Origin of the sequence: Paenibacillus sp. DS2015 (assembly GCF_050433705.1) — a bacterium.
Taxonomy (GTDB): Bacteria; Bacillota; Bacilli; order Paenibacillales; family Paenibacillaceae; genus Paenibacillus_AQ.
In genome coordinates this window covers 144,994-167,695 of record NZ_JBNPWS010000007.1, presented here as the reverse complement: position 1 = coordinate 167,695, position 22,702 = coordinate 144,994, and the positions used below count along the sequence as shown (strand labels likewise).

The 22,702-nt window shown below is 42.3% G+C and carries 18 protein-coding genes; 14 read left to right on the top strand and 4 right to left on the bottom strand.

The features are described 5' to 3' along the window. Nucleotides 1-118: 118 nt before the first annotated feature. Together J2T13_RS09135 and J2T13_RS09130 are read right to left on the bottom strand one after the other, a co-directional pair. The gene (locus J2T13_RS09135) at nt 119-1,750 is read right to left on the bottom strand and encodes an MDR family MFS transporter (RefSeq protein ID WP_429370466.1); all 1,632 of its coding nucleotides are present in this window, start codon (nt 1,748-1,750) and stop codon (nt 119-121) included. 32 nt (nt 1,751-1,782) lie between these two features. After that, nucleotides 1,783-2,205: a MarR family winged helix-turn-helix transcriptional regulator gene (locus J2T13_RS09130; RefSeq protein WP_429370464.1), complete on the bottom strand. Its 423-nt coding sequence runs from the start codon at nt 2,203-2,205 to the stop codon at nt 1,783-1,785. 302 nt (nt 2,206-2,507) lie between these two features. Between J2T13_RS09130 and J2T13_RS09125 the strand changes: the two genes are divergently transcribed. The 4 genes from J2T13_RS09125 (at nt 2,508) to J2T13_RS09110 (ending at nt 6,884) form a co-directional block, all read left to right on the top strand. Further along, on the top strand, nt 2,508-3,809 hold the full coding sequence (locus J2T13_RS09125; RefSeq protein WP_429370462.1) for an Nramp family divalent metal transporter: 1,302 nt from the start codon (nt 2,508-2,510) through the stop codon (nt 3,807-3,809). A 142-nt stretch (nt 3,810-3,951) separates the two neighbouring features. Continuing rightward, nucleotides 3,952-5,100, top strand: coding sequence for a DUF418 domain-containing protein (locus J2T13_RS09120; protein ID WP_429370460.1), 1,149 nt, complete (start codon nt 3,952-3,954; stop codon nt 5,098-5,100). Between the two features lie 54 nt (nt 5,101-5,154). Continuing rightward, the gene (locus J2T13_RS09115) at nt 5,155-6,273 is read left to right on the top strand and encodes a sensor histidine kinase (RefSeq protein WP_429370458.1); all 1,119 of its coding nucleotides are present in this window, start codon (nt 5,155-5,157) and stop codon (nt 6,271-6,273) included. Nucleotides 6,274-6,278: 5 nt separating this feature from the next. Then, nucleotides 6,279-6,884, top strand: a complete 606-nt coding sequence (locus J2T13_RS09110) for a response regulator (RefSeq protein WP_429370457.1) — start codon at nt 6,279-6,281, stop codon at nt 6,882-6,884. Between the two features lie 115 nt (nt 6,885-6,999). Here J2T13_RS09110 and ureC read toward each other — a convergent pair whose 3' ends face one another. Next, nucleotides 7,000-8,712 carry an urease subunit alpha gene (gene ureC / locus J2T13_RS09105; protein ID WP_429370455.1) on the bottom strand — a complete coding sequence of 571 codons (1,713 nt, stop codon included), beginning with the start codon at nt 8,710-8,712 and terminating at the stop codon, nt 7,000-7,002. Continuing rightward, nucleotides 8,712-9,335: an urease subunit gamma gene (locus J2T13_RS09100; RefSeq protein ID WP_429370453.1), complete on the bottom strand. Its 624-nt coding sequence runs from the start codon at nt 9,333-9,335 to the stop codon at nt 8,712-8,714. Before J2T13_RS09100 ends, ureC begins: the two co-directional genes overlap by 1 nt. 609 nt (nt 9,336-9,944) lie before the next feature. Here J2T13_RS09100 and urtA point away from each other — a divergent pair. From urtA to J2T13_RS09050, 10 genes are all read left to right on the top strand, one after another. Further along, nucleotides 9,945-11,210, top strand: coding sequence for an urea ABC transporter substrate-binding protein (gene urtA / locus J2T13_RS09095; RefSeq protein WP_429370451.1), 1,266 nt, complete (start codon nt 9,945-9,947; stop codon nt 11,208-11,210). 106 nt (nt 11,211-11,316) lie between these two features. Further along, the gene (urtB, locus tag J2T13_RS09090; RefSeq protein WP_429370449.1) at nt 11,317-12,222 is read left to right on the top strand and encodes an urea ABC transporter permease subunit UrtB; all 906 of its coding nucleotides are present in this window, start codon (nt 11,317-11,319) and stop codon (nt 12,220-12,222) included. A gap of 40 nt (nt 12,223-12,262) precedes the next feature. Then, entirely contained in the window at nt 12,263-13,345 is a 1,083-nt protein-coding gene (gene urtC, locus J2T13_RS09085; protein ID WP_429370447.1) for an urea ABC transporter permease subunit UrtC, read from the top strand. Next, nucleotides 13,317-14,093: an urea ABC transporter ATP-binding protein UrtD gene (gene urtD, locus J2T13_RS09080; RefSeq protein ID WP_429370445.1), complete on the top strand. Its 777-nt coding sequence runs from the start codon at nt 13,317-13,319 to the stop codon at nt 14,091-14,093. The genes urtC and urtD overlap by 29 nt, the downstream gene beginning before the upstream one ends. Further along, nucleotides 14,071-14,766, top strand: a complete 696-nt coding sequence (gene urtE, locus J2T13_RS09075) for an urea ABC transporter ATP-binding subunit UrtE (RefSeq protein WP_429370443.1) — start codon at nt 14,071-14,073, stop codon at nt 14,764-14,766. Before urtD ends, urtE begins: the two co-directional genes overlap by 23 nt. Before the next feature lie 460 nt (nt 14,767-15,226). After that, nucleotides 15,227-15,964, top strand: coding sequence for a hypothetical protein (locus J2T13_RS09070; protein WP_429370441.1), 738 nt, complete (start codon nt 15,227-15,229; stop codon nt 15,962-15,964). Nucleotides 15,965-15,976: 12 nt separating this feature from the next. After that, complete coding sequence (locus J2T13_RS09065) at nt 15,977-17,665, top strand: VWA domain-containing protein (protein WP_429370439.1); 1,689 nt, start codon at nt 15,977-15,979, stop codon at nt 17,663-17,665. 22 nt (nt 17,666-17,687) lie between these two features. Next, nucleotides 17,688-18,827, top strand: coding sequence for a toxic anion resistance protein (locus J2T13_RS09060; protein ID WP_429370437.1), 1,140 nt, complete (start codon nt 17,688-17,690; stop codon nt 18,825-18,827). A 720-nt stretch (nt 18,828-19,547) separates the two neighbouring features. Next, nucleotides 19,548-21,836 carry a 5-methyltetrahydropteroyltriglutamate--homocysteine S-methyltransferase gene (metE, locus tag J2T13_RS09055; protein ID WP_429370434.1) on the top strand — a complete coding sequence of 763 codons (2,289 nt, stop codon included), beginning with the start codon at nt 19,548-19,550 and terminating at the stop codon, nt 21,834-21,836. A 232-nt stretch (nt 21,837-22,068) separates the two neighbouring features. Continuing rightward, the gene (locus tag J2T13_RS09050) at nt 22,069-22,485 is read left to right on the top strand and encodes a hypothetical protein (RefSeq protein ID WP_429370432.1); all 417 of its coding nucleotides are present in this window, start codon (nt 22,069-22,071) and stop codon (nt 22,483-22,485) included. Nucleotides 22,486-22,702: the final 217 nt, after the last annotated feature.

The window sequence follows — 22,702 nt, the reverse complement described above, 5'->3', positions numbered from 1 at the left end:
TAAAAAACCTGCAATTTGCCAAATTCAACCATTGGCGGATTGCAGGTTTTTTATCTTGTTGTATAGTAGGCAGCTATTCCCTTATATCGCTGGGAACAACAGCTTCCCTGTATTAATATTAAGGTTTATCTATAGCAAGCGAAGAAGAATTAGTTTTCTTTTCTTGTTCCGCTTCCTCTGGAGTAGGCATATGGTTTGATGTTCTAAGTGGTAGTTCCTTCAGGAAGAACACAAGAACAAAAGCAACCACAAGCACGACAGTTCCTGTCAAGAACACTGACGACAACGTCAGACCTAAAGCATCACGGATCGCATCAATCATTTGTGAGAATACAGGCTGTACATCAGCGGGTAGACTTGCCTGAGTTTGCTCTAACAAAGGCTTGTTCATCAGCGCCTGTGGATTAGCGAAAGAAAGCATTTGCTCAGCAAGTTTTGGATCCATCTGAGAGAAATCAGGTGCGGACTCCGATTGCAAAGCATCTTTTAAGTTTTTGGATAGATTATTTGACATAACCGTACCCATAACAGCTATTCCGATTGTACCGCCGAGATTGCGGAATAATTGAGATGAGGCCGTAGCTACACCCAACTCTGCGTGAGAAACTGCATTTTGCGTAGCCAGCGAGAACACAGGCATTCCTAGTCCTAGTCCAAGACCAAATACAGTCATACTAAGAACTGCCATCGGTACACTATTCATGAATACCATAATCGACATACCCGCAATCATAATCGGTATACCAATCAAGGCATAACGTTTATATTTCCCTTTTTTAGCCATCATCTGCCCCGTAATGGCGCTGGCGATAACCATGACGATTGACATAGGCATAGTTACATATCCAGCGTAGGTTGCGGAAATGCCCAGTACACCTTGTACGAAGAAGGAAAGATAAATCATAGCACCCATCATACCAAAGTTCATGATAAACCCAATAATATTGGATATCGTCACTACGTTATTTTTAAACAGATGAAGCGGTAAAATTGGGTTTTTAGCTTTGGATTCAATATATACGAAGATAAGTGCCGACACGACTGTTCCTGCCAAAAGTCCAATAATTTGTGAAGATCCCCATGCATATTGCGTTCCCGCCCAAGTGAAGGCTAGAAGCAATGGGACGATGGTCGTTGTCATAAATAGGGAGCCTAGATAATCAATGCTGGTCGACTCTCCGCGTTTGGCTTTAGGGAATAGGGTAAGAATCATCACGAAGGCAACAACACCAAGTGGAAGGAAGATCCAGAACAACCAATGCCAATCTAGATTGTCAATCAAATATCCTCCGAGCGAGGGTCCGAGCACACTAGAGAAACCGAATACTGCCATCATTAGGCCCATCCATTTACCACGTTCACGTGGTGGAAATAAATCTCCGACAGCCGTAAATGCTGTGGACTGGATAATACCTGCTCCAATCCCTTGAATACCGCGGTAAATAATAAATTGATAAACGTCTGTTGAAGTACCTGTTAGAAAAGCTCCTATCATAAATAGCAGAATACCTGCTAACAGAAACGGTTTGCGTCCGAACATATCTGACAGCTTACCAACAAGGACCGTAGCAATCGTTGATGTAAGCAAGTAAATATTAATGGTCCAAGTATAGTATTCCATACCATCTAGAATGGCGATTATGCGCGGCATGGCTGTACTTGTAATGGTCTGATTGATTGCCGCAAATAGCATTGCAGCCATAATAGCAATCATAATACTAAGTTTTCGTTTGCTTGATAAATGTTCCATTTGGTTTTTCCCCACCATTATTCTAATTTTATCTATTTAATCTCTGATATTAATTTTGTGAAGATCCTTCTCAAATGCTCAATATCTTCACTGGGCAGTATTTTAAAGTATGATCCCATAAGTTCTCGTTGGTTTTCCCTTAGCCCAAGAACCATTTCTTCTCCTTTCTTGGTGATCGTAATATTAACAACTCTTCGGTCACTCTCTGCGCGCTCTTTATTCACGTATCCTTCTGCAAACAAATGGTCTGTTATACCCGTGATTGCCGCAGAAGTAAAGCTGAGAGAACTGGCAAGCTGGGATACTTTTTGTGGACCGTGTTGGGATAAGCGATAAAGCGTCTTACATTGTGTAATACTTAATTCGTGCCCTTGTTTATTCCAGTCTTGGGTAATTCCTTTTAATAGTGTCTTGAACATGGAAGAGATTTCATAAAACTCTTCATTTTCAGTCAAAATTTAACCTCCTAGATCATCAAAACGGAAATTAACGTAATCCATAAAAATTTAGTTAACTACTAAATAATTAACTGATAAAGTATTTAACCGAGAGCTAATATATCATTTGTTTATAATTTCGTCAAGGTTTCAGAGGTACTAAATTTGCACGAGATGTAGAAAAGGCTCCTTTTCATTATTGGAGTCAATATCTGATATCATCTGTTTACAATTTAAGATTATAGGAATATAATCAACTAAAATTTGCATTAGGTAAAAATAATTGCACGAGGACAAAAAATAATGTTGGAGGAACTTCTATGTCTGGACAATTAAATCTTAAAAATGAAAATCAAATCATAATTGATAAGCAACGGGAAACACTAAATACTGAATTGATCTTGCGGGGAGGAGGCAAAGGATTGTCAAAGCTACTGCCATTCCTTGGTCCTGCGTTTATAGCTTCTGTTGCCTACCTGGATCCAGGTAACTTTGCCACAAATATTACAGCTGGCTCACGATATGGATATCTTTTGTTATGGGTCATTGTATTTTCTAATTTAATGGCAGTTTTAATTCAATCTTTATCCGCCAAACTTGGAATTGCCACTGGGATGAACCTTCCAGAAGTAGCCCGTGAACGGTTTCCTAAGAAAGTCTCCTTATTTCTGTGGATTCAGAGCGAATTAGTAATCATTGCTACAGACTTAGCTGAATTTATAGGAGCAGCATTAGGACTTTACCTACTGTTTGATATTCCTATGTTGTTGGCAGCTTTTATTACAGCCATTGGATCCTTCGCTATTCTGGAATTACAACGCCGCGGAGTACGTACACTTGAAGCAGGTATCAGTGCAATGATCTTCATTGTTGCATTGGCCTTTGCTTTTCAAGTCATCTTATCTAAGCCTGATATCGGTGCTATGGCCGCAGGTATGGTAACACCAAGGTTTCAAGGGGTAGACAGTATTATACTTGCTGCTGGAATTCTTGGAGCGACAGTCATGCCACATGCTATTTATCTTCATTCATCACTCACACAAAACAGAATTGTTGGACGAAATGCTCGTGAGAAAAAACGAATTTATAAAATGGAGTTATTCGACATCGTCTTTGCTATGGCAATTGCTGGGGCAGTAAATTTGGCTATGGTGATCATTTCTGCGGCATTATTCTTCAAAAATGGTCTGGATGTAGAGGATTTAGAGGTAGCTTTTCATCAATTTGGACAATTAGTTGGACCTTTTTCGTCAATACTGTTTGGGCTCAGCCTACTTATTGCTGGTTTGGCGAGCGCTTCTGTTGGGACGATGGCCGGAGATGTTGTCATGCAAGGTTTTATCAATAAACGTATTAATCTATATCTACGTAGAGCAATTACAACGATTCCCCCTCTGGCCATCATTTGGAGTGGCGTTGACGCTACAAAAGCTCTAATTATGAGCCAGGTGGTATTATCCTTTGGTATTGCATTCGCCTTGATTCCACTCATACTATTTACAAACAATAAAAAGATAATGGGAGAGCTTGCCAATCATCGATTCACTAAAGTTGTAGCTTGGATCATTGCAGGCATCGTTGTCTCATTGAACTTATTTCTTATCGTAGAGATGGTCATTTAGCTTAAATGAAGTTCATTACAGTTACTCATAATGTTCTCCATATGACAGTGTCATATAAAGATACTGACTGCTGTGAATATCGTACCCATCCGTTCAGGGATTAGAATGAATATACTTACTGAATGAAGGGATGATTGACGCAATGGAGAGAGATAGCAGTAGAATTCGCTTGCTAGATATACTGAGAGGCTTTGCTGTATTGGGAACGCTTGGAACTAATATTTGGATAATGGCACATCTGGGGGATTTGAACTATATATTTTCCTTTAACCAGCATGCGTGGCGGGGTTCTTTCCAAGATTGTGTAAGAAGCTTCGTGTTGTTTATAGTTAATGGAAAACTCCTTGGCTTATTAACCATCATGTTCGGCGTAGGGCTTGAGATGAAGTATCAGCAGACCTTACAAAGAGGAATTGCTTGGCCTGGCGTATATATATGGACATCCATAATACTTATGGTGGAAGGATTCATCCACTTCACTCTAGTAATGGAATATGATATTCTGATGAGCTATGGTGTAACAGCGATCATTGTAGCTTTTATTATAAAAGGCGGTGATCCCCTCATGCGACGCGTGATGAAGATTGTTGGCGGACTGCATGGGGTAATGATGCTCCTAGTATTGGTTCTTGGAATCTATCTGGGTCTAACCGGAGCTAATATTTCTTTAGGAGATATGAACGAGACTGTATTATTATATAGAGATGGCAGCTGGATCCAGCAAGTACAGGAACGCTTAACAAATTTTGTTATGCTACGTTTTGAAGCCATTTTCGTGATTCCGATGAACATTTTTCTTTTTCTACTAGGGATTCGTTTAATGAGATCTGGGACGTTTGCTGCGGATGAGAATGGGAGAAAGAAAAGAAAGAAACTACTTCAATTTGGGCTATACATAGGTATTCCGTTGAATTTACTAATTTTCGTGCCAGGCGGCTACTTTGATTTTCCCGTCCGTTATTTATTTGCACCTATTCTTTCGCTCGGATATATCGCATTGATTGCTAAATTAGTAGAAACATTTCAGAAGCTCTGGCTGTGGGATAGACTCGAGCATATCGGTAAAATGTCACTCAGCTGTTATGTAATGCAAAATGTAATTGCTACGGTCATTTTCTATGGATGGGGTTTCGGTCTTGGCGGCAAAGTTGACTCCGTAACGATTGTGTTTATATGGCTTGTTATAAGCTATTTCCAGGTACTATTTGCTTCCCTATGGCTGAAGCGCTTTAAGTACGGTCCGATGGAATCAGTACGAAGATTTACTTCTAATCTATTAAGCAAACGATGAAGAAACGGATGAGGTAGAGAAGTAGAATGATTATAGAAATTAGGTGTGCATCTAATGACGTTGAAGAAGATTTACCCTGCAGATCAGATTGAAAAATATTTATTTATCGATATCATTGCTGTAATCTTTCTAATATATCGTGTTGTCATTTCAGATTGGGCCATTCATTTTACTGTCAAACTATTAGTCATCGGATTATTTGTAGGTTGCTATTATATTGGCTTGTGGTATCGGGATTGGCGTCTGCTCTTGTCTAGTCTTGCAGGTTGCCTACTCATTGTAGCACTTAGCATGTACGTTGATAATTGGCTATTAATATATGGATTTGTCTTTGCAAATCTGCTTGGTAGAGCTTATCAAAAGTGGATTATCAGTGTAGGGATGGCTGGCATCATTGTTATGTTTCTAGTGTTCTGTTGGATCAATGAGGGTAGTCCGTTGAGTATGTTCGCACCCACGTATTTTCCAAATCTTATCGCCCAGCTTGCCACACCCATCGTTATTTATACAAGAACGAAGGCTAATTTCTTGAAAGAGAAGCTGGATATCGCGAATGCTCAGCTTGAACGTTATATCCAAGAGGCGGAAAGGACCCGGATTGCTAGGGATCTTCACGATACACTAGGACAAACGTTGACGATGATTAAATTAAAGAGTGAGTTGACAATAAGACTGGTGGATAAGAATCCAGAGAAGGCTAAGCATGAACTAAATGATATTTTGAACACCTCTCGTCATGCATTAAAGCAAGTGAGAGAACTGGTCACCGATATGAAATTTATATCCCTTGAGAAAGAGATTGAGTTATCGAGGGATATTTTGGAGAAGGCTGAGATTGATCTAGTCATGATGAATAAAGAGTCTAACCCATTACCTTTGTTAACCAATGTGGCTGAAACGATGCTCGCACTGTCTGTCAGAGAAACCATTACCAATATTATTAAACATAGCGAAGCCCAACAATGTACAATCAAGCAATACACGCAAGATGATCATTATGTTATTCAAGTGAGCGATGATGGAAATGGCAACCTACAGGAAGGTCATGGGAACGGTATTCAATCCATTCGAGAACGAATGGCCATGCTACAAGGCGAATTACATATTACACCACCGAACAATGGAGCTACGCTTACCTTAAAGGTTCCACTGACGAGCAATGGGAGGATATAACAAGCGTGATACGTGTCGTGATAGCAGAAGATCAGAAACTTCTTCGAGAGGCATTAACGTCTTTATTATCCTTAGAGGATGACATTGAAGTCGTAGGAGTAGCAGCGGATGGACAATCAGCATGGGAGGCTATCCAGCAACATGAACCGGATGTTTGTTTGTTAGATATCGAAATACCAGTACTTACAGGTCTTGAAATTGCCAAGAAACTCAGAGCATTACGGTGCTCGTCAAAAATAATGATAGTGACCACCTATGCCCGCCCTGGTTTTTTGCAACAAGCTATGGATTTGAAGGTGGAGGGCTACTTATTAAAAGATGAACCCATCGATTTCTTAATTGAATCCATTCGTAAGGTCATGGCTGGTGAGCGGGTCATTAGTATGGACTTAGCAGCGGCTCTATTTTTAAAGGAAGAAAATCCACTCACTGAGCGTGAAACGGACGTATTGCGAATGGCACAAGAGGGGCTGACGACCAAAGAAATTGCAAAAAGCTTATTTCTAACAGACGGAACAGTACGAAACTACTTGTCTTTAGCTATTCAGAAGCTAGAGGTAGAGACCCGACAACAGGCCACCGAGAAAGCGCATGAGCGAGGCTGGATTTAAGCGATACGTGTGTGTCATTACGTTCATCGACAAACGTTGAAGATGCGATGTATCCATTAATATAAGATAGAAAACACAAGGACTTCAATGATTAGATTGAAGTCCTTGTGTTTATTTAGGATAGAAAATAGCGTTGTGCCAAAGGAAGTTCATCAACGGGATGGCAGAGGAGAGTCTCCCCGTTTACAGATACGCTGTAATTCGTTGGATTAACCAGAATCTCTGGCGTTTCTCCATTTAAGATCATATCTCTCTTCGTTACAGTCCGACAGTTCACAACAGGCTTGAGCTGTTTAGTGAGTCCAAGCGCACCTAAGTTACCTGCGCTCAAGGATGCTTGCGAAACGAATGTTGCGCACGTAGCGGAACGAGCTTTGCCGTAACTACCGAACATGGGTCTATACATATATGGTTGTGGGGTTGAGATGGATGCGTTGGGATCGCCCATCGCACTATGAATAATCATACCGCCTTTAATTACGAACTCAGGTTTCGCACCAAAAAATGCGGGCTTCCATAATACCAAATCAGCCATCTTGCCCACTTCAATGGATCCGACATATCGAGAGATGCCATGTGTAATTGCAGGATTAATAGTGTATTTAGCGATGTATCGTTTAACTCGATTGTTATCAGCCTGACTATCGCCTGATAGAGAACCGCGTTGTTTTTTCATTTTGTCGGCTGTCTGCCATGTTCTTGCTGCGACCTCTCCCACGCGTCCCATAGCCTGAGAATCGGAACTTGTCATGCTAATCGCGCCAATATCATGCAAAATATCTTCTGCGCCTATGGTTGTTGCTCGAATACGAGAGGCTGCAAATGCTACATCTTCAGGAATTCGTGGGTCGAGGTGATGGCAGATCATAAGCATATCCATGTGTTCATCTAGAGTATTCCGTGTATACGGCATAGTTGGACTTGTTGAAGAAGGTAGAATATTGGGCATTGATGCAACACGCAGCAGATCCGGGGCGTGACCACCGCCAGCACCTTCAGTATGATATGTATGAATGGCACGACCGTTGAACGCCCGAAGACTGTCTTCGACGTAACCCGCTTCGTTTAGCGTGTCGGTATGAATATTCACTTGTATATCATATTGTTCAGCAACAGTCAGACACTTGTCGATGACATAAGGTGTACTTCCCCAGTCCTCATGAATTTTGAGTCCTCCTACGCCCGCTAGCACTTGTTCGTTCAAAGCCTCTGGTCGCGAGCTATTCCCACGTCCAAGCATTACGAAGTTCATTGGCAATGAATCGGTGGCTTGTAACATACGCTCTATATGCCAGACTCCTGACGTACAGTTCGTGGCTAGTGTGCCTGTAGCTGGGCCTGAACCTCCGCCAATCATCGTTGTAACACCGCTTTGTAGGGCAATCTCTATCTGTTGCGGAGATATGAAATGCACATGGCTATCAACACCGCCAGCTGTAACAATCAGATTCTCGCCAGAGATGACCTCCGTGCCTACGCCAATGTACATGTTAGGCGTAACACCATCCATCATAAGTGGATTCCCTGATTTGCCAATCCCGCTAATAAGTCCATCCTTGATACCGATATCTGCTTTGACAATTCCCCAAGTATCCATAATAACAACGTTTGTAATCACGGTATCGAGAACACCCTCACTGCGTGTCGCAAGAGGATGTTGCCCCATGCCATCTCTAACCGTTTTTCCTCCACCAAAAACACACTCATCACCATAAACGGTAAAGTCTTTTTCAATCTCAATTTTCAGTGATGTATCAGCCAGTCGAATACGATCTCCTGTAGTAGGGCCATACATGCTTGCATAGGTAGCGCGATCAATAGTTTTCATTATTCGATCCTCCCGTTCATCAAGCCGGCGAAGCCGTGAATTTCTTTCGAACCACCAATTTCTACGAGTTCAATTTCTTGTGTTTCACCAGGTTCAATTCGAACCGATAGGCCTGATGGAATATCGAGACGGTAACCTTGCGTTCCTTCTCGTTCGAAAGAGAGGGCTGGGTTGGATTCAAAGAAGTGGAAATGCGATCCAACTTGAACTGGGCGACTGCCTTTATTGGTAACCGTACGAGTTATGCGCTGACGATTCGGTAGTAAGACGATAGGATCGTCGGCAAACTCATACTCGCCAGGAGTCAAAGCACCTGTACGTCCTTCAATCGGGTCATGAACTGTAACGAGCTTCGTACCATCGGGAAAAGTAGCTTCGATTTGGACTTCGCTTAAGAGTTCTGCAACGCCATCCATGACTTGCTCGGCTGTTAAAACATGCCTTGCTTCTTCCATAAGGGAACGGACGGTTTTGCCATCACGTGCGCCTTCGATGACGAACCCAGCAATAAGGGCGATGGATTCAGGATAGTTCAGCTTTACACCTCTAGCGAGTCGTTTCTGAGCCATATCGGCGGCAAGATACATCAATAGCTTCTCTCGTTCTTGTACGGTTAAGTGCATAAATAACACAACTCCTTCTGACCCTTAGCAGGTTGATTTCATGGGCATACGTGTATTCTCAAGACGATTAAGGATGGGAGGTTTGAATAACGCGTAGCATATAATGTTGAAAATTTATCATAATAATCCAGTTTGGTCAATGTATTTTTGTTAGGATATCTAACATGTAACTTGAATATAGTGACTGCATCGGTATGATTGCTAGTTATATGACATTATATATTACATATATATTCGAGGTAGGTGGAATAATTAGCATCTCCGAATCTGGATAAATAGGTGTGGATGTGATGTCAACGGATTGGATATAAGAAGTGCGGATAGGACTTTCTCATGACTGTATTCAAGAAATGATGAAAATAAACATGACGCAATTACCGTATCACTAATGAATTCGAGTAAATGTGTAATGTTATGTAACATTATTTATGTGCGAATCACCATAAATATCACAATTCAGAGTTAATTTATCAAATAAATAAAAATATATGTTAAATATGTTGACATATAAAATATTACCAAACTATAATGGAGACGCGAACAAACAATGGGAATTTAATCCAAATGTTCGGGTATTTATAAAAAATAGAATAATTGGGGAGTGGAGAGATGAAGAAGAGGTTATTTTTTCAATCTAGCTTATTGTTGGTGGCATTGAGTATCGTATTGGCTGGATGTGGGGGAAACAACAACGCGACATCAACGAATAAAACGGCTAACACGCCGACAGAAGCAGTGAATACGGAGACAGCTGCAGATGGGGAAATTAAAGTAGGGATTCTTCACTCGCAAAGCGGTACCATGGCAATCAGTGAAGTCTCGGTAATAGATGCTGAAGTGATGGCAATCGAGGAAATTAACGCTGCAGGTGGCGTGCTTGGTAAACAAATTGTGCCTGTTCTTGAAGACGGCGCTTCGGATTGGCCGACCTTTGCTGAGAAAGCGCGTAAGCTAATTTCTGAGGATAAAGTTGCCACCGTTTTTGGTGGATGGACGTCTGCCAGCCGGAAAGCGATGTTACCAGTATTTGAAGAATTAAACGGCTTACTCTGGTATCCCGTTCAATATGAAGGACTTGAGTCCTCGCCAAATATCTTTTATACGGGGGCAACCACAAACCAACAGATCGTCCCTTCGGTTTCTTGGCTGCTTGAAAATCGGGGCACAAAGTTTTACCTTCTCGGTTCGGATTACGTATTCCCGCGAACGGCAAATCTCATCATTAAAGAGCAGTTGAAAGCAGAAGGTGGTGAGCTGGTAGGTGAAGAGTACACACCGCTCGGCCATACGGATTACAGCACGATTATCAGTAAGATTAAAGAAGCAAAACCGGATGTGGTATATAACACGCTTAACGGCGATAGTAACGTTGCATTCTTCAAGCAACTGAAGGATGCAGGTATTACAGCTCAAGACCTTACGACGCTTTCAGTTTCGGTAGCCGAAGAAGAAATTCGTGGTATTGGCGTTGATGTACTGGAAGGTCATCTTACAGCATGGAACTACTACCAAACGACGGATACGCCTATGAATACAACGTTTGTTGCAAACTATAAAAAGAAATACGGAGACAACCGCGTGACAGCAGATCCCATTGAAGCAGGTTATACGGCAGTCTATTTATGGGCGGCAGCTGTAGAAAAAGCCGGTTCCATTGACGTAGATAAGGTGAAAGAAGCGGCGAAGGAACTCGAATGGGACGCACCCGAAGGCAAGGTGAAAATTGATGGAGAGACACAGCATATTTATAAAACGGTACGGATCGGTGAGGTTCAAGCAGATGGTCAATTTAAAGAACTATGGAATTCAGGAACGGTGGTTAAGCCGGACCCATTCCTAAAGGGCTATGAATGGGCGGCTAACATTTCCAAATAAAAAAATTAAAAGGTAGACATTAATTCGCAGCAATGCTTGGAGGGAGAATTCGTTAGGATCGAATTCTCCCTCCATGTTCATGAAGGCCTGCGAGGGGAGTGGTCACATGGATGTATTTCTACTTCAGCTCTTTAATGGACTCAGCATTAGCTCAATTTTGCTGCTTGTCGCTTTAGGGCTGGCCATCACATTTGGACTTATGAAGGTTATTAACATGGCACATGGCGAGTTAATTATGATAGGTGCATACGCCACTTACTTGACTCAAAATTTGTTTAAGGATTATTTGCCAGAATCACTATTCAACTGGTATTTCGTACTGGCGATACCTGTAAGTTTTGGAGTAGCCTTTATTTTCGGACTTTTACTTGAAATGTCGCTTATTCGATTTTTGTATGGAAGACCGCTTGATAGCCTTCTTGCGACCTGGGGTGTTGGGCTCGTACTGCAACAATTGGCACGAACGTTTTTCGGCGCACCGAACGTTGCGGTGAAAAGTCCCACTTGGTTGGATGGTGGATTGCGAATTATGGACGGTACACTACTGCCTTATAAGCGTCTTTTCATTATCGCACTTGTTGTTGCCTGCCTCGTTGCGATGTACTTTTACATTTACCGCAGCCATGAGGGCAGAAGAATGCGGGCGGTCATGCAAAATCGCGATATGGCCGCTTGCCTTGGTGTATCGACACGCCGTGTAGATGCGATGACGTTTGCCATAGGCTCGGGTATTGCTGGTATTGCAGGCTGTGCACTTACACTATTAGGTCCGATTGGTCCATCTCTTGGTACCTATTATATTGTCGATGCCTTTATGGTCGTTGTGCTCGGCGGTGTCGGCAAGCTCGTGGGAACAGTCATGGGCGCTACGGGAATTGGGATGTTTAATACATTGTTTGAATATTGGACGAACGCTTCGCTCGGCAAGGTGCTTGTGTTTGTATGTATCGTTGCATTCCTTCAGTGGAAGCCAATGGGGTTAGTTGCAATGCGCACACGCTCCCTAGACTAGGTGAGGTTGGATCCAACATAACGGAAGGTGGAGTTTACTCATGCAGCTAAAAAAGTTGACACGACAGCGAATCTGGATACTTGTCGGTTACGTAACTGCAGCAGCGGTATTATTCTCGGCGCCGTTGTTTATCAGCGATTTTCGGCTTAACTTGCTGGCGAAATTTCTAGCTTTTGCAATCGTAGCATTGGGGCTTGATCTTATATGGGGGTATACAGGCATTTTGAGCTTAGGCCATGGCATTTTTTTTGGACTTGGCGCCTATGCAATGGCAATGTATTTGAAGCTTGAATCAAGTGGAGGGAAACCACCTGATTTTATGGGCTGGAGTGGGCTCAAGGAGCTTCCGTTCTTCTGGAAACCCTTCGAGAATCTTGCATTCGCTGTAGCCATGGGCATTTTAATTCCGGCGTTGTTGGCAATGATTCTTGGCTACGTAACATTCCGCAACCGCATTCGTGGCGTATATTTCACGATATTGACACAGGCGCTTGTCATTATTACGACAACTCTGTTGATCGGTCAACAAGCTTACACAGGGGGAACAAACGGAGTCACCGGATTTTCTACACTACTTGGCTTCTCGCTTGGATCACCTGATACGAAGCGCATGTTTTACTGGATCACGGTTATCGCTCTCATTGGCACCTTCGTATTTTGCCGATTTGTTATAGGAAGCCGGTTTGGCAAAGTCCTACGGGCAATTCGGGATGGTGAGAATCGCGTCAGGTTTATCGGATATAATCCAGCGATCTATCAGACGGTTATTTTCACTATATCAGCAGCCATTGCTGGACTCGCAGGGATGCTTTTTGTCCTCCATGTTGGCATTATTTCTCCGTCTATGCTCGGTATTATGCCTTCTATTGAAATGGTTCTATGGGTTGCCATCGGTGGCCGGGGAACGCTTATTGGAGCAGCACTTGGGGCTATTCTAATGAACTGGGCAAAGAGTGAGTTTAGCACCGCTTATCCAGAAGGTTGGACGTTATTTATGGGATTATTGTTCGTAGTGGTGGTTGTCTTTATGCCGCGAGGAGTTGCTGGTCTAGTAAGTCAATTGAAGTTCCGTAGAAAAAGGAGGGAACCGCAACATGAAGGAGTCCGCAATCCTGCAGTGTGATGATGTAACGGTTGAATTTGACGGTTTTAAGGCGGTACAAGGCATGAGTTTAAATCTCCTCAAGGGGGAACTTCGTTTTCTAATTGGTCCTAATGGTGCTGGGAAAACAACCATGCTTGATGTCATTTGCGGTAAAGTCAGACCGTCTGCGGGTAGCGTTACATTTGGGGACAAAATTGATATTACGCGTAAAAAAGAACATCAGATCGCAGAGTTGGGTATTGGACGCAAGTTTCAAGCACCTTCTATTTTTCCAACGATGTCGGTAATGGAGAATCTGGAAATTGCCATGCGCCAGAAGCGCACTGTATTCGCCACCATGTTCGCTACAATGCATACCGAGGAAAAGGATCGTATTCATAGTCAACTGCATATGATTGGATTGCACAATAAGTCGGACTGGCGTGCCGGCGGGTTGTCTCATGGCGAGAAACAATGGCTTGAAATTGGGATGATGCTTCTGCAAGAGCCGGAGATATTGTTATTAGATGAGCCTGTTGCAGGGATGACAGACAAAGAAACGGATAAAACCGGCGAATTACTGCATGAAATAGCTCGTAAGCGTTCAGTTGTAGTAGTGGAGCATGATATGGAGTTTGTTCGGAACTTTGCCAGCAAGGTTACTGTCATGCATGAGGGGAAATTACTGAAGGAAGGCTCAATGGACGAAGTGCAGGGCGATGAACGAGTAGCTGAAGTGTATCTAGGGAAAAGGAGGGATACCGATGTTAGCCGTTCAACAGCTTGAGACGGGGTACGGGGAAAGTACTATTCTGCGGAACGTTTCACTCAAGGTCAAGCCGGGGCAGGTCGTTTGCTTGCTCGGCCGCAATGGTGTTGGAAAGACAACACTTATGAAAAGTATTATGGGGCTGCTGAAAGCACGAGAAGGTTCCATATCGTACAACGGTTCCGATTTAACGAAGAAGGCGCCTGGGCTTCGCGCGAAGAGCGGTATCGGATATGTGCCGCAGGGTCGTGAAATATTCTCGCAACTATCCGTTTATGAGAACCTACTGCTCGGGCTTGAAGCCACTAAGGTAAAGGTCGATAACATACCGGAGGAAGCTCTCGCTAAATTTCCTGTGCTGCCGACGATGTATAATCGGCGAGGTGGTGATTTGAGCGGTGGTCAGCAGCAGCAGTTGGCATTCGCAAGGGCGCTCGCTTCAAAACCGGAGGTCCTTCTGCTTGATGAGCCTTGTGAGGGTATTCAACCGTCGATCGTAGATGATATTCGTGATGTTATCCGCTCGATTAAGCAGGATGGCAAGACATCTATTCTGCTAGTAGAGCAAAGCCTTGAGTTCGTGAAAAGTGTTGGTGATTACTTTTACGTGCTGGAGAAGGGCGCTATTGCTTGGGAAGGCGAATTTGAATCACTTAATGATGAGGTAATACGCAAGTATTTAACAGTTTAGAGAGATTGACGTATAATCAACATTAGAGATTGCATGGTTAACTTTAATAAACTACGCCCTTAGTAGATACCTTGGTGTATCTGCTTTTTTTAGCGGATTGCTGTTAATAAACGATAAGCCATACTAGCATGATAAATAAGCTTGTGAAGGGATGAAGGGATGAGTTGGGTGATTTCTCAATGAATAATTGTCACGAAATTGTGACATGAGGTAAAATTTTCATGTTATAGTGTCATTACGTGTGAAATACAGATAGTAAGTATGATGTACATTATAGAGTCGATTGGGACTTTGGTTGTTACCAAACCGGAAATATTACGTAGATATACTAAAATGCTCAGATCAATACAATGTCATATGTCCGATAACAAGGTCATGACGCAATAAAACCGTATGAATATTAGGCGTTCACTAAATTAACATATAAGTATTCCTACTGGACGTAGAGGAGGTATCATTATTGACTAATACAAAATACATAAAGTTACTAGGAGTCATTTTAAGTGTGGTGGTATTAAATATTCTAGTGCTCTCGCCCGGATTTATGGGGGTGAAAATAGGCGAAAGTGCTCTCACAACAGCCATTGGTGTAACATTACTATTCGCCAGTGCGCTAGTGCTAATTTACGGAAGTTATGTCCTATTGTTTAAGCCACCCGTAGTGATACCTGTAAAACAAATTAAAACGCATGAGGACTACGTTGAAGCATTAACACACTATAGACGTGTAAGAGTACTGGAGCATGATATGACTCATGCTGTAGAACAGTTGGAGCGAATACAGAAGAAGAATGAGACTTTGTTAAATGTTCTAAATCAGAGATTTGATCCGGCAGAGTTAAGTTACAAGAAGTTTGCCTCGGTCATTCAAGAGGTAGAAAAGCTATTTTACCTTAACGTAAGAAGTGTACTGAATAGGCTTAATGTTTTTGACGAGTCGGAGTTCAAGAGAGTTATGAATCCTAATGTAACACAGTTTTCAAGTGAGCTTCTTCAAGAAAAGAAAAACGTTTATAACGAGTATTTGTCTTTTGTGAAAAGTTCTATAGGTACTAATGAAGAGATTTTGTTGAAGCTGGATAAGTTGCTGTTAGAGATATCACGCTTAGATAGTTTAGAACCAGGCGATATAGAAAGTATGCCTTGCATGCAAGAAATAGACTCGTTAATTAAGCAAACAAAATATTATAAACAGTGAGAGGTGCAAAGAATGGCAAAGAAGAGTAAATTTTTCCTAATATCCGTTATTCTCGTTGTATTCGTGTTCGCCCTTGTGTATTTCGGAGTAAATCTGACCTCAAATTTTGGGAAAACAGAAACTCAAGTAACTTCGGAAGACGCAAATAAGCAATTAAGCAAGCTTTACTCTAATATCTCGATCACTACGGAGACGCCAGTAAAAGGTCAGATCGATCTAAATCCAGCTGATGTTGCTGAGTCGTTGCCGGATATTTCTAAGTTTCCTATAACTGTAGAGAACACGACGGATCATTTCGTAGAGATCTTCTCCTCCACTGAGAAATCGGGTACGGGTATCGACGGATGGTTGACTGAAGTAGCGACCGAGTTCAACAAAGCTAATATTGTTATTAACGGGAACGCTGCGTCTGTTAAGATACGGAATATCGCTTCCGGAACAGCGGCAGATTATATCAAATCCGGTAAATATGTACCCGACGCTTATACACCTTCTAACGAGTTATGGGGTGAAATGGTAAAAGCGAGTGGTGTTAAGACGGAGATTGTATCTAAGCGTCTCGTCGGGAATGTTCCCGGTATTGTCATAGTAAAGGCCAAATATGATGCCCTAGTAGATACCTATGGGTCGGTGAATGTCAAAACAGTTACCGAGGCGATCGCGAATAACGAGTTCTCGATGGGGTATACAGATCCGTTCGCTAGTTCCACAGGGTTGAACTTTCTTGTCACAGCCCTTAATACGTTCGATAGCACTAATATCTTAGGAGATAAAGCCGTTCAGGGGTTTGAAAAATTTCAAGCCAATGTACCTTTCATTGCATCTACGACTATACAAATGCGTGAAGCAGCGAAGTCAGGTATGCTTGACGGGTTTGTGCTGGAGTACCAAACCTATATAAATGCTACAGACTTAAAAGATGCTTATGTCTTCACGCCATTTGGTGTAAGACATGACAGTCCGTTGTACGCGTTAGGTGAGGTGCCCAAAGAAAAGTTAGATATCATTACGAAGTTTGCTGAATTCGTCGAGCAAGCACAATATCAGGATTTGGCGAAGAAAAATGGATTCAATAATCTAGATGACTATAAATCGGAAGTTGCAGTAGTCGAGGGTAGTCTCCTGTCTTCTGCACAGAAGTTGTGGAAAGAAAAGAAGAACGGAAGTAAACCCATTGCGGCAGTGTTCGTTACCGATGTTTCCGGAAGTATGGCAGGTGAACCTCTGAACCGCTTGAAAGAGTCCCTTTTGAAGGGTCAAAAGTATCTAGGAAAAGATAACAGTATCGGCCTTGTCTCCTATTCAAGTGGTGTAACCATCAATCTCCCTATTGGAAAATACGACACAAACCAGCAGTCCATGTTTGTTGGAACGGTCAACAGCCTTCAAGCCAGTGGAGGTACGGCAACATTTGATGGAATCGTTGTGGCTTTGAAAATGCTTCAAGATGAAGTAGCGATTAACCCCAATATTAAGCCTATCATCTTTGTCTTAAGTGATGGTGATACGAATGAGGGTCATTCGCTCAAAGATATTAAGGGGTTAATTGAGAACTACAAGGTTCCCATTTACACGATCGGATACAATGCCAACATTGAGGCGCTTCAAAGTATCTCGAATATCAATGAGGCCGCGAGCATTAATGCTGATACAGATGATGTAGTCTACAAGATTGGAAACTTGTTCAACGTCCAAATGTAACTTAAATCAGGGGAGGGTTAACATGTCATTCACAATGGAAATACCAAGTCAAGAAGAGATCAAGGTAGCGATCGAGGAAGAAGTTAAGCCCGTTCCCGAGGAAGTGGCAAAACTAAAAGAAGTAGCGGAGAACAATGTCGCAACGATTATGGCCCTAGATTTCGAGTCGCTTGAGAAGCGAAAAGAAATACTTCAGTCGATCGATTCTTTCGGTATAAATACAATGAAATCATCCTCAGATAAAAATACTTTGCTTCAAGTTTCAGTAGGAAATCTCTCGAAAACGGGAGATGAGGGAGGCCAAGTAGCCAAGGGACTAGCTGAACTGCATACTCAACTGAAAGATTTAGATCCAAGCGTAATAGACTTTGCTAAGACGGGGTTCCTCGGCAAGCTGTTCAATCCATTACGTGCTTACTTTCTCAAGTATCAAAAAGCCGATGTTGTGATTGCTGATATTGTTGTCTCATTAGACAAGGGGAAGTCGACACTCAAGAACGACAACACCACACTAGAGATCGAGCAACAGACGCTGCGGGATTTGACCAAAAAGCTTCAAAAGGAAATTCAGCTAGGGATGTTAATGGACGAATCGATCGATTCGCAAATCGAAGCGGCCAAACAGCGTAGTGAAGATCCTGACAAGATCCGCTTCATTACCGAGGAAGTACTGTTCCCCCTGCGTCAGCGGGTTATGGACTTGCAACAGATGTTAGTAGTCAATCAACAGGGGATTATGGCGATCGAAGTGGTAATCAGGAACAACAAAGAACTGATTCGCGGGGTAGATAGAGCCAAGAACGTTACCATCTCAGCATTGAAGATTTCCGTAACTGTAGCAAGTGCTCTCTATAATCAGAAGATTGTATTGAAAAAAATCGAGCTCTTAAATCAAACCACGAATGATCTGATCTCCGGAACGTCCAGAATGTTGAAGACTCAAGGGGTTGAGATCCAGAAACAATCGCTAGAAGCTAGTATCTCGGTGGACACCATGAAAGAAGCATTTACCGATGTATTATCGGCTCTAGATTCTATCAGTACCTACAAACAGGAAGCCCTGCCAAGAATGCGTGAAACGATCAATCAGTTCCGGGAATTGGCTGATGGTGGAGAGAAGCAAATTCAGCGTCTGGAGAAGGGTCATAAGTTGGGACTGTAAGATTTTAGTGAATATAAGTTTATCAATAAGTCCGCGTAACTAGCGGGCTTATTTAAATACTATCGAAGATAGATTACTTTAATTTGAATAATCGCTTTTATCATTTGCATCTTCTTTACTATTTTATAAGAAATGCTCCTAACGAAATTGACGTACAAAGCTTTAAACAAATGGTGCATGATTATAGTACAGACATTTTGGAAGCTCAGCCCGCTTCAATCACATCGAATCAACGCATCGTAACACAACATATAACATTACGATTGAGCACGAAGGGAAGAAGGCAATGTCCGAGGTTTCCACGTTCGTAAGCGACGACACTTGCCTGACAACAATGCAATTAATCTAGAAAAATGACGTTTCGTTAATGGAGCGGACAGTAATGGTGTATTACTCGAACTAACTAGTCTGAGTTGTTTTTTTTGTAAATTAACTACATTCATTAGTCAACAAAGCCGAGAAAATCCGTTATGTAGCGGTATCCTACACCAATGTGTGTGGACTTTTCAATGGCCTCGAAGAATCCGAGCAGCTTTTTCTCTGATTAGATATCGTTACTATAAATGAGCCTCAAGACTAATCTTAGATCGGTGTGATATTTTTTTAACAATCTGGTATAGCTATTAACTATAACTAGATATAGTTTAATCCAGTTACACTATAGCACCAGATACGTGATATCTTTCTATTAACAAGTAATTTAAATAGGAGTGGTACTGGATGGTAAAGAGTAGTGTATTGGGATATCCACGTATTGGTGCGGAGCGCGAATGGAAGAAAGCACTCGAAGCGTTCTGGTCTGGCAAAATTGAAGAACCAGAGCTTCATAGTACATTACAAGAGATTCGTTTGAATCATTTGCGTAAACAACAGGAGAAGGGCATTGACATCATTGCAGTAAATGATTTTAGTTATTACGACCATATTCTGGATACAGCTACGATGTTCGGGATTGTTCCCAAGCGTTTTCCTTATGCTGGTGGTATTGTTCCATTGTCTGTATATTATGGTATTGCCCGTGGGACAAAGGATGCAACAGCAAGTGAAATGACGAAGTGGTTCAACACGAATTACCATTATATCGTTCCCGAGTTAGATGATGCTACACCGGTACTCACGGAGAACAAACCTCTTATAGCTTATCGCGAAGCTAAGGAAAATCTTGGAATCGAGGGAAAACCAGTTATCGTAGGACCTTTAACATTCTTGAAACTATCCAAAGGATATAATGTTGCAGAAACAGATGCATGGCTAGATCGTTTGCTACCACTGTATGTGCAAATACTTCAGGAGCTTGCGAATGAAGGGGTGCAATGGGTACAAATAGATGAACCGATTCTTGTTCAGAAATTAAGCGCAGAGGATCTTCAAAGATTGAAGACAATCTATGGAACTATTGCGAAGTCTGTCCCTAGCTTGAGCATCATGTTGCAAACTTATTTCGAATCCGTAGAGAACTATAAAGATATCATCCAGTTGCCAGTCCAAGGATTAGGTCTTGATTTCGTGCATGGATTGTCTGGAAATTTGTCATCCATTAAGGAATATGGTTTCCCAGCAGACAAGATTCTAGGAGCGGGCGTGATCGATGGTCGTAGTATCTGGAAAGCATCACTTCAAGAGAAATTGGGACTCCTAGAAGAGTTAGGTGAACTCGTGGGGACAGACCAGCTAATCGTGCAATCATCGTGCAGTTTGCTTCATGTTCCGGTTACGGTGGCTAGTGAGAAGAAGCTATCAACTGAGCTTAAGGGTGCCCTCGCATTCGCTGATGAGAAGTTAGATGAGCTTGTTCTTCTAGCAAGAGCAGTGACTTCAGATCAAGCTGCCATTGCAGACGAATTGGCACAATGTGAACTTGACCTACAGGCACTTAAACAATCCGGCGAGCGTAATCGTAACGATATTCAGAGCGCGGTTGCCACGATTAGTTCGAAGCATCCTGAACGTCAACTTCCTTTTGCAGAGCGTCACGTTGTACAACAAAAGAAGTGGCAATTACCATTGTTCCCAACAACGACGATCGGAAGCTTCCCGCAATCGGCTGGAGTACGTAAGGCCCGTCAATTATGGCGCAAGGGTGAATGGAATAACGAGAAGTATATTGGTTTTATCCAAGAGCAGATCGATATTTGGATTAAGCTACAGGAAGAGATTGGATTGGATGTTCTTGTCCATGGTGAATTTGAACGTACAGATATGGTTGAATTTTTCGGTGAGAAGCTTGCCGGATTCGCGTTTACTCAGTTCGGATGGGTACAATCTTACGGTTCTCGTTGTGTGAAACCACCAATTATTTTTGGTGATGTAGCATTTGAAAAGGCAATGACTGTTGAAGAAACGAAGTATGCTCAGTCGAAGACAGATCGTCCTGTTAAGGGAATGCTTACTGGGCCTATTACGATTATGAACTGGTCTTTCGTTCGTGATGATATTAGCCGTGAACAAATAGCCTACCAATTGGCCTATGCACTTAGACAAGAAGTAGAAGCACTAGAGATTGCAGGCATTGGAATGATTCAGGTTGATGAGCCTGCCATTCGTGAAGGGCTGCCACTGAAGGAAGAGGAGCAAGCGAACTACTTAGCATGGGCTGTCAAAGCGTTCCTCATGACCACATGTACGGTGCAAGACACTACTCAAATTCATACGCATATGTGTTATTGTGAGTTCCATGACATGATTGATTCGATTGAAGCGATGGATGCAGACGTGATTTCGATCGAGACATCTCGCAGTCATGGTGAACTGATTCATAGCTTTGAATTGAACACTTACAAATTGGGGATCGGTTTAGGTGTTTATGACATTCATAGTCCACGAATTCCGCGAGTAGAGGAAATGACGAGTATGATTGAACGCGCCTTGCGTGTGCTAGATCCGAAGCTTTTCTGGATCAATCCAGACTGCGGACTTAAAACGCGTGGATTCGAAGAAACGATCGATTCTTTACGCAACATGGTTGAAGCGACACAGATCGCACGTTCGAAGCATTTCCTAAAAGTCTAGTCATTTACTCCAAATGCTAAGTTAATGAGAAGCATTTGGAGTAAATGACAAACAAATTTTCAAATTGATTAATCCGATTCTTATCGGTAAAAACGGGGGCAATACTGAAAAAATATACTACCCTATCATAATCTCGTATAAAAATTCCTGAGTCTACTCAGACGCTTCCCATTTCACACTTGTCTTCAAGAACAGCCAGTACGATCAGCTCGACTCCGTCTCATTGAAGGCAATGGGGATTACGGCTCTTGCAAAGGATCAAATGAAGATTGTCGTCGATCTCAACAAGAAACAAATCGTTGAAGCACCGGACACTAATCTTACAATCATTCAGCCCATTAGCCAGGCAGGAGCGGGGGAGGTTCAGTTCCAACGCAAGCTTGAAAAGGCTCAATCTTCGTACAGCATCATGATGTGGCTGGACGACAGTTTCACGGATGCGAAAGGCGAGAAACATAAAATGTTAACGGAAGGTTTGTCCCAAAGAGGACATGGAGTTTCGACAAAAGATGATACAGTAGAAGACAATTACTCCTATAATTTTGGAGAGAAAGCCCTCGACTATCCGCAGCCGCTTACTATAGAGATCAAAGAGTACTGGAATCCGATTATGGAAACGCAAACTGTAGAGTTATTTTCGAAGAAATAGGGATGAAATTAAGGATTGAGAAAAGACAAGTAGAACGTTCACATAAGGTAGGATCAAGGGATATAGTATCCCTTGATCTTGCCTTCTTTCCTTATGGTTGATGCTATGAATCTTGCTTATGAGGAAGGCAATATAGGGAACATCGAATTGAGAAATAACAGTCTCAATGGCTTATTCTGACTTGCTATGTGAGACGGAATATGCTTTTTTTATGGAA

Coding starts and splice junctions, on each gene's coding strand:
- J2T13_RS09135 (WP_429370466.1), bottom strand. CDS start 1,750: ATGGAACATTTATCAAGCAAACGAAAACTTAGTATTATGATTGCTATT.
- J2T13_RS09125 (WP_429370462.1), top strand. CDS start 2,508: ATGTCTGGACAATTAAATCTTAAAAATGAAAATCAAATCATAATTGAT.
- J2T13_RS09120 (WP_429370460.1), top strand. CDS start 3,952: ATGGAGAGAGATAGCAGTAGAATTCGCTTGCTAGATATACTGAGAGGC.
- J2T13_RS09115 (WP_429370458.1), top strand. CDS start 5,155: ATGACGTTGAAGAAGATTTACCCTGCAGATCAGATTGAAAAATATTTA.
- ureC (WP_429370455.1), bottom strand. CDS start 8,712: ATGAAAACTATTGATCGCGCTACCTATGCAAGCATGTATGGCCCTACT.
- J2T13_RS09100 (WP_429370453.1), bottom strand. CDS start 9,335: ATGCACTTAACCGTACAAGAACGAGAGAAGCTATTGATGTATCTTGCC.
- urtA (WP_429370451.1), top strand. CDS start 9,945: ATGAAGAAGAGGTTATTTTTTCAATCTAGCTTATTGTTGGTGGCATTG.
- urtB (WP_429370449.1), top strand. CDS start 11,317: ATGGATGTATTTCTACTTCAGCTCTTTAATGGACTCAGCATTAGCTCA.
- urtC (WP_429370447.1), top strand. CDS start 12,263: ATGCAGCTAAAAAAGTTGACACGACAGCGAATCTGGATACTTGTCGGT.
- urtD (WP_429370445.1), top strand. CDS start 13,317: ATGAAGGAGTCCGCAATCCTGCAGTGTGATGATGTAACGGTTGAATTT.
- urtE (WP_429370443.1), top strand. CDS start 14,071: ATGTTAGCCGTTCAACAGCTTGAGACGGGGTACGGGGAAAGTACTATT.
- J2T13_RS09065 (WP_429370439.1), top strand. CDS start 15,977: ATGGCAAAGAAGAGTAAATTTTTCCTAATATCCGTTATTCTCGTTGTA.
- J2T13_RS09060 (WP_429370437.1), top strand. CDS start 17,688: ATGTCATTCACAATGGAAATACCAAGTCAAGAAGAGATCAAGGTAGCG.
- metE (WP_429370434.1), top strand. CDS start 19,548: ATGGTAAAGAGTAGTGTATTGGGATATCCACGTATTGGTGCGGAGCGC.
- J2T13_RS09050 (WP_429370432.1), top strand. CDS start 22,069: ATGGGGATTACGGCTCTTGCAAAGGATCAAATGAAGATTGTCGTCGAT.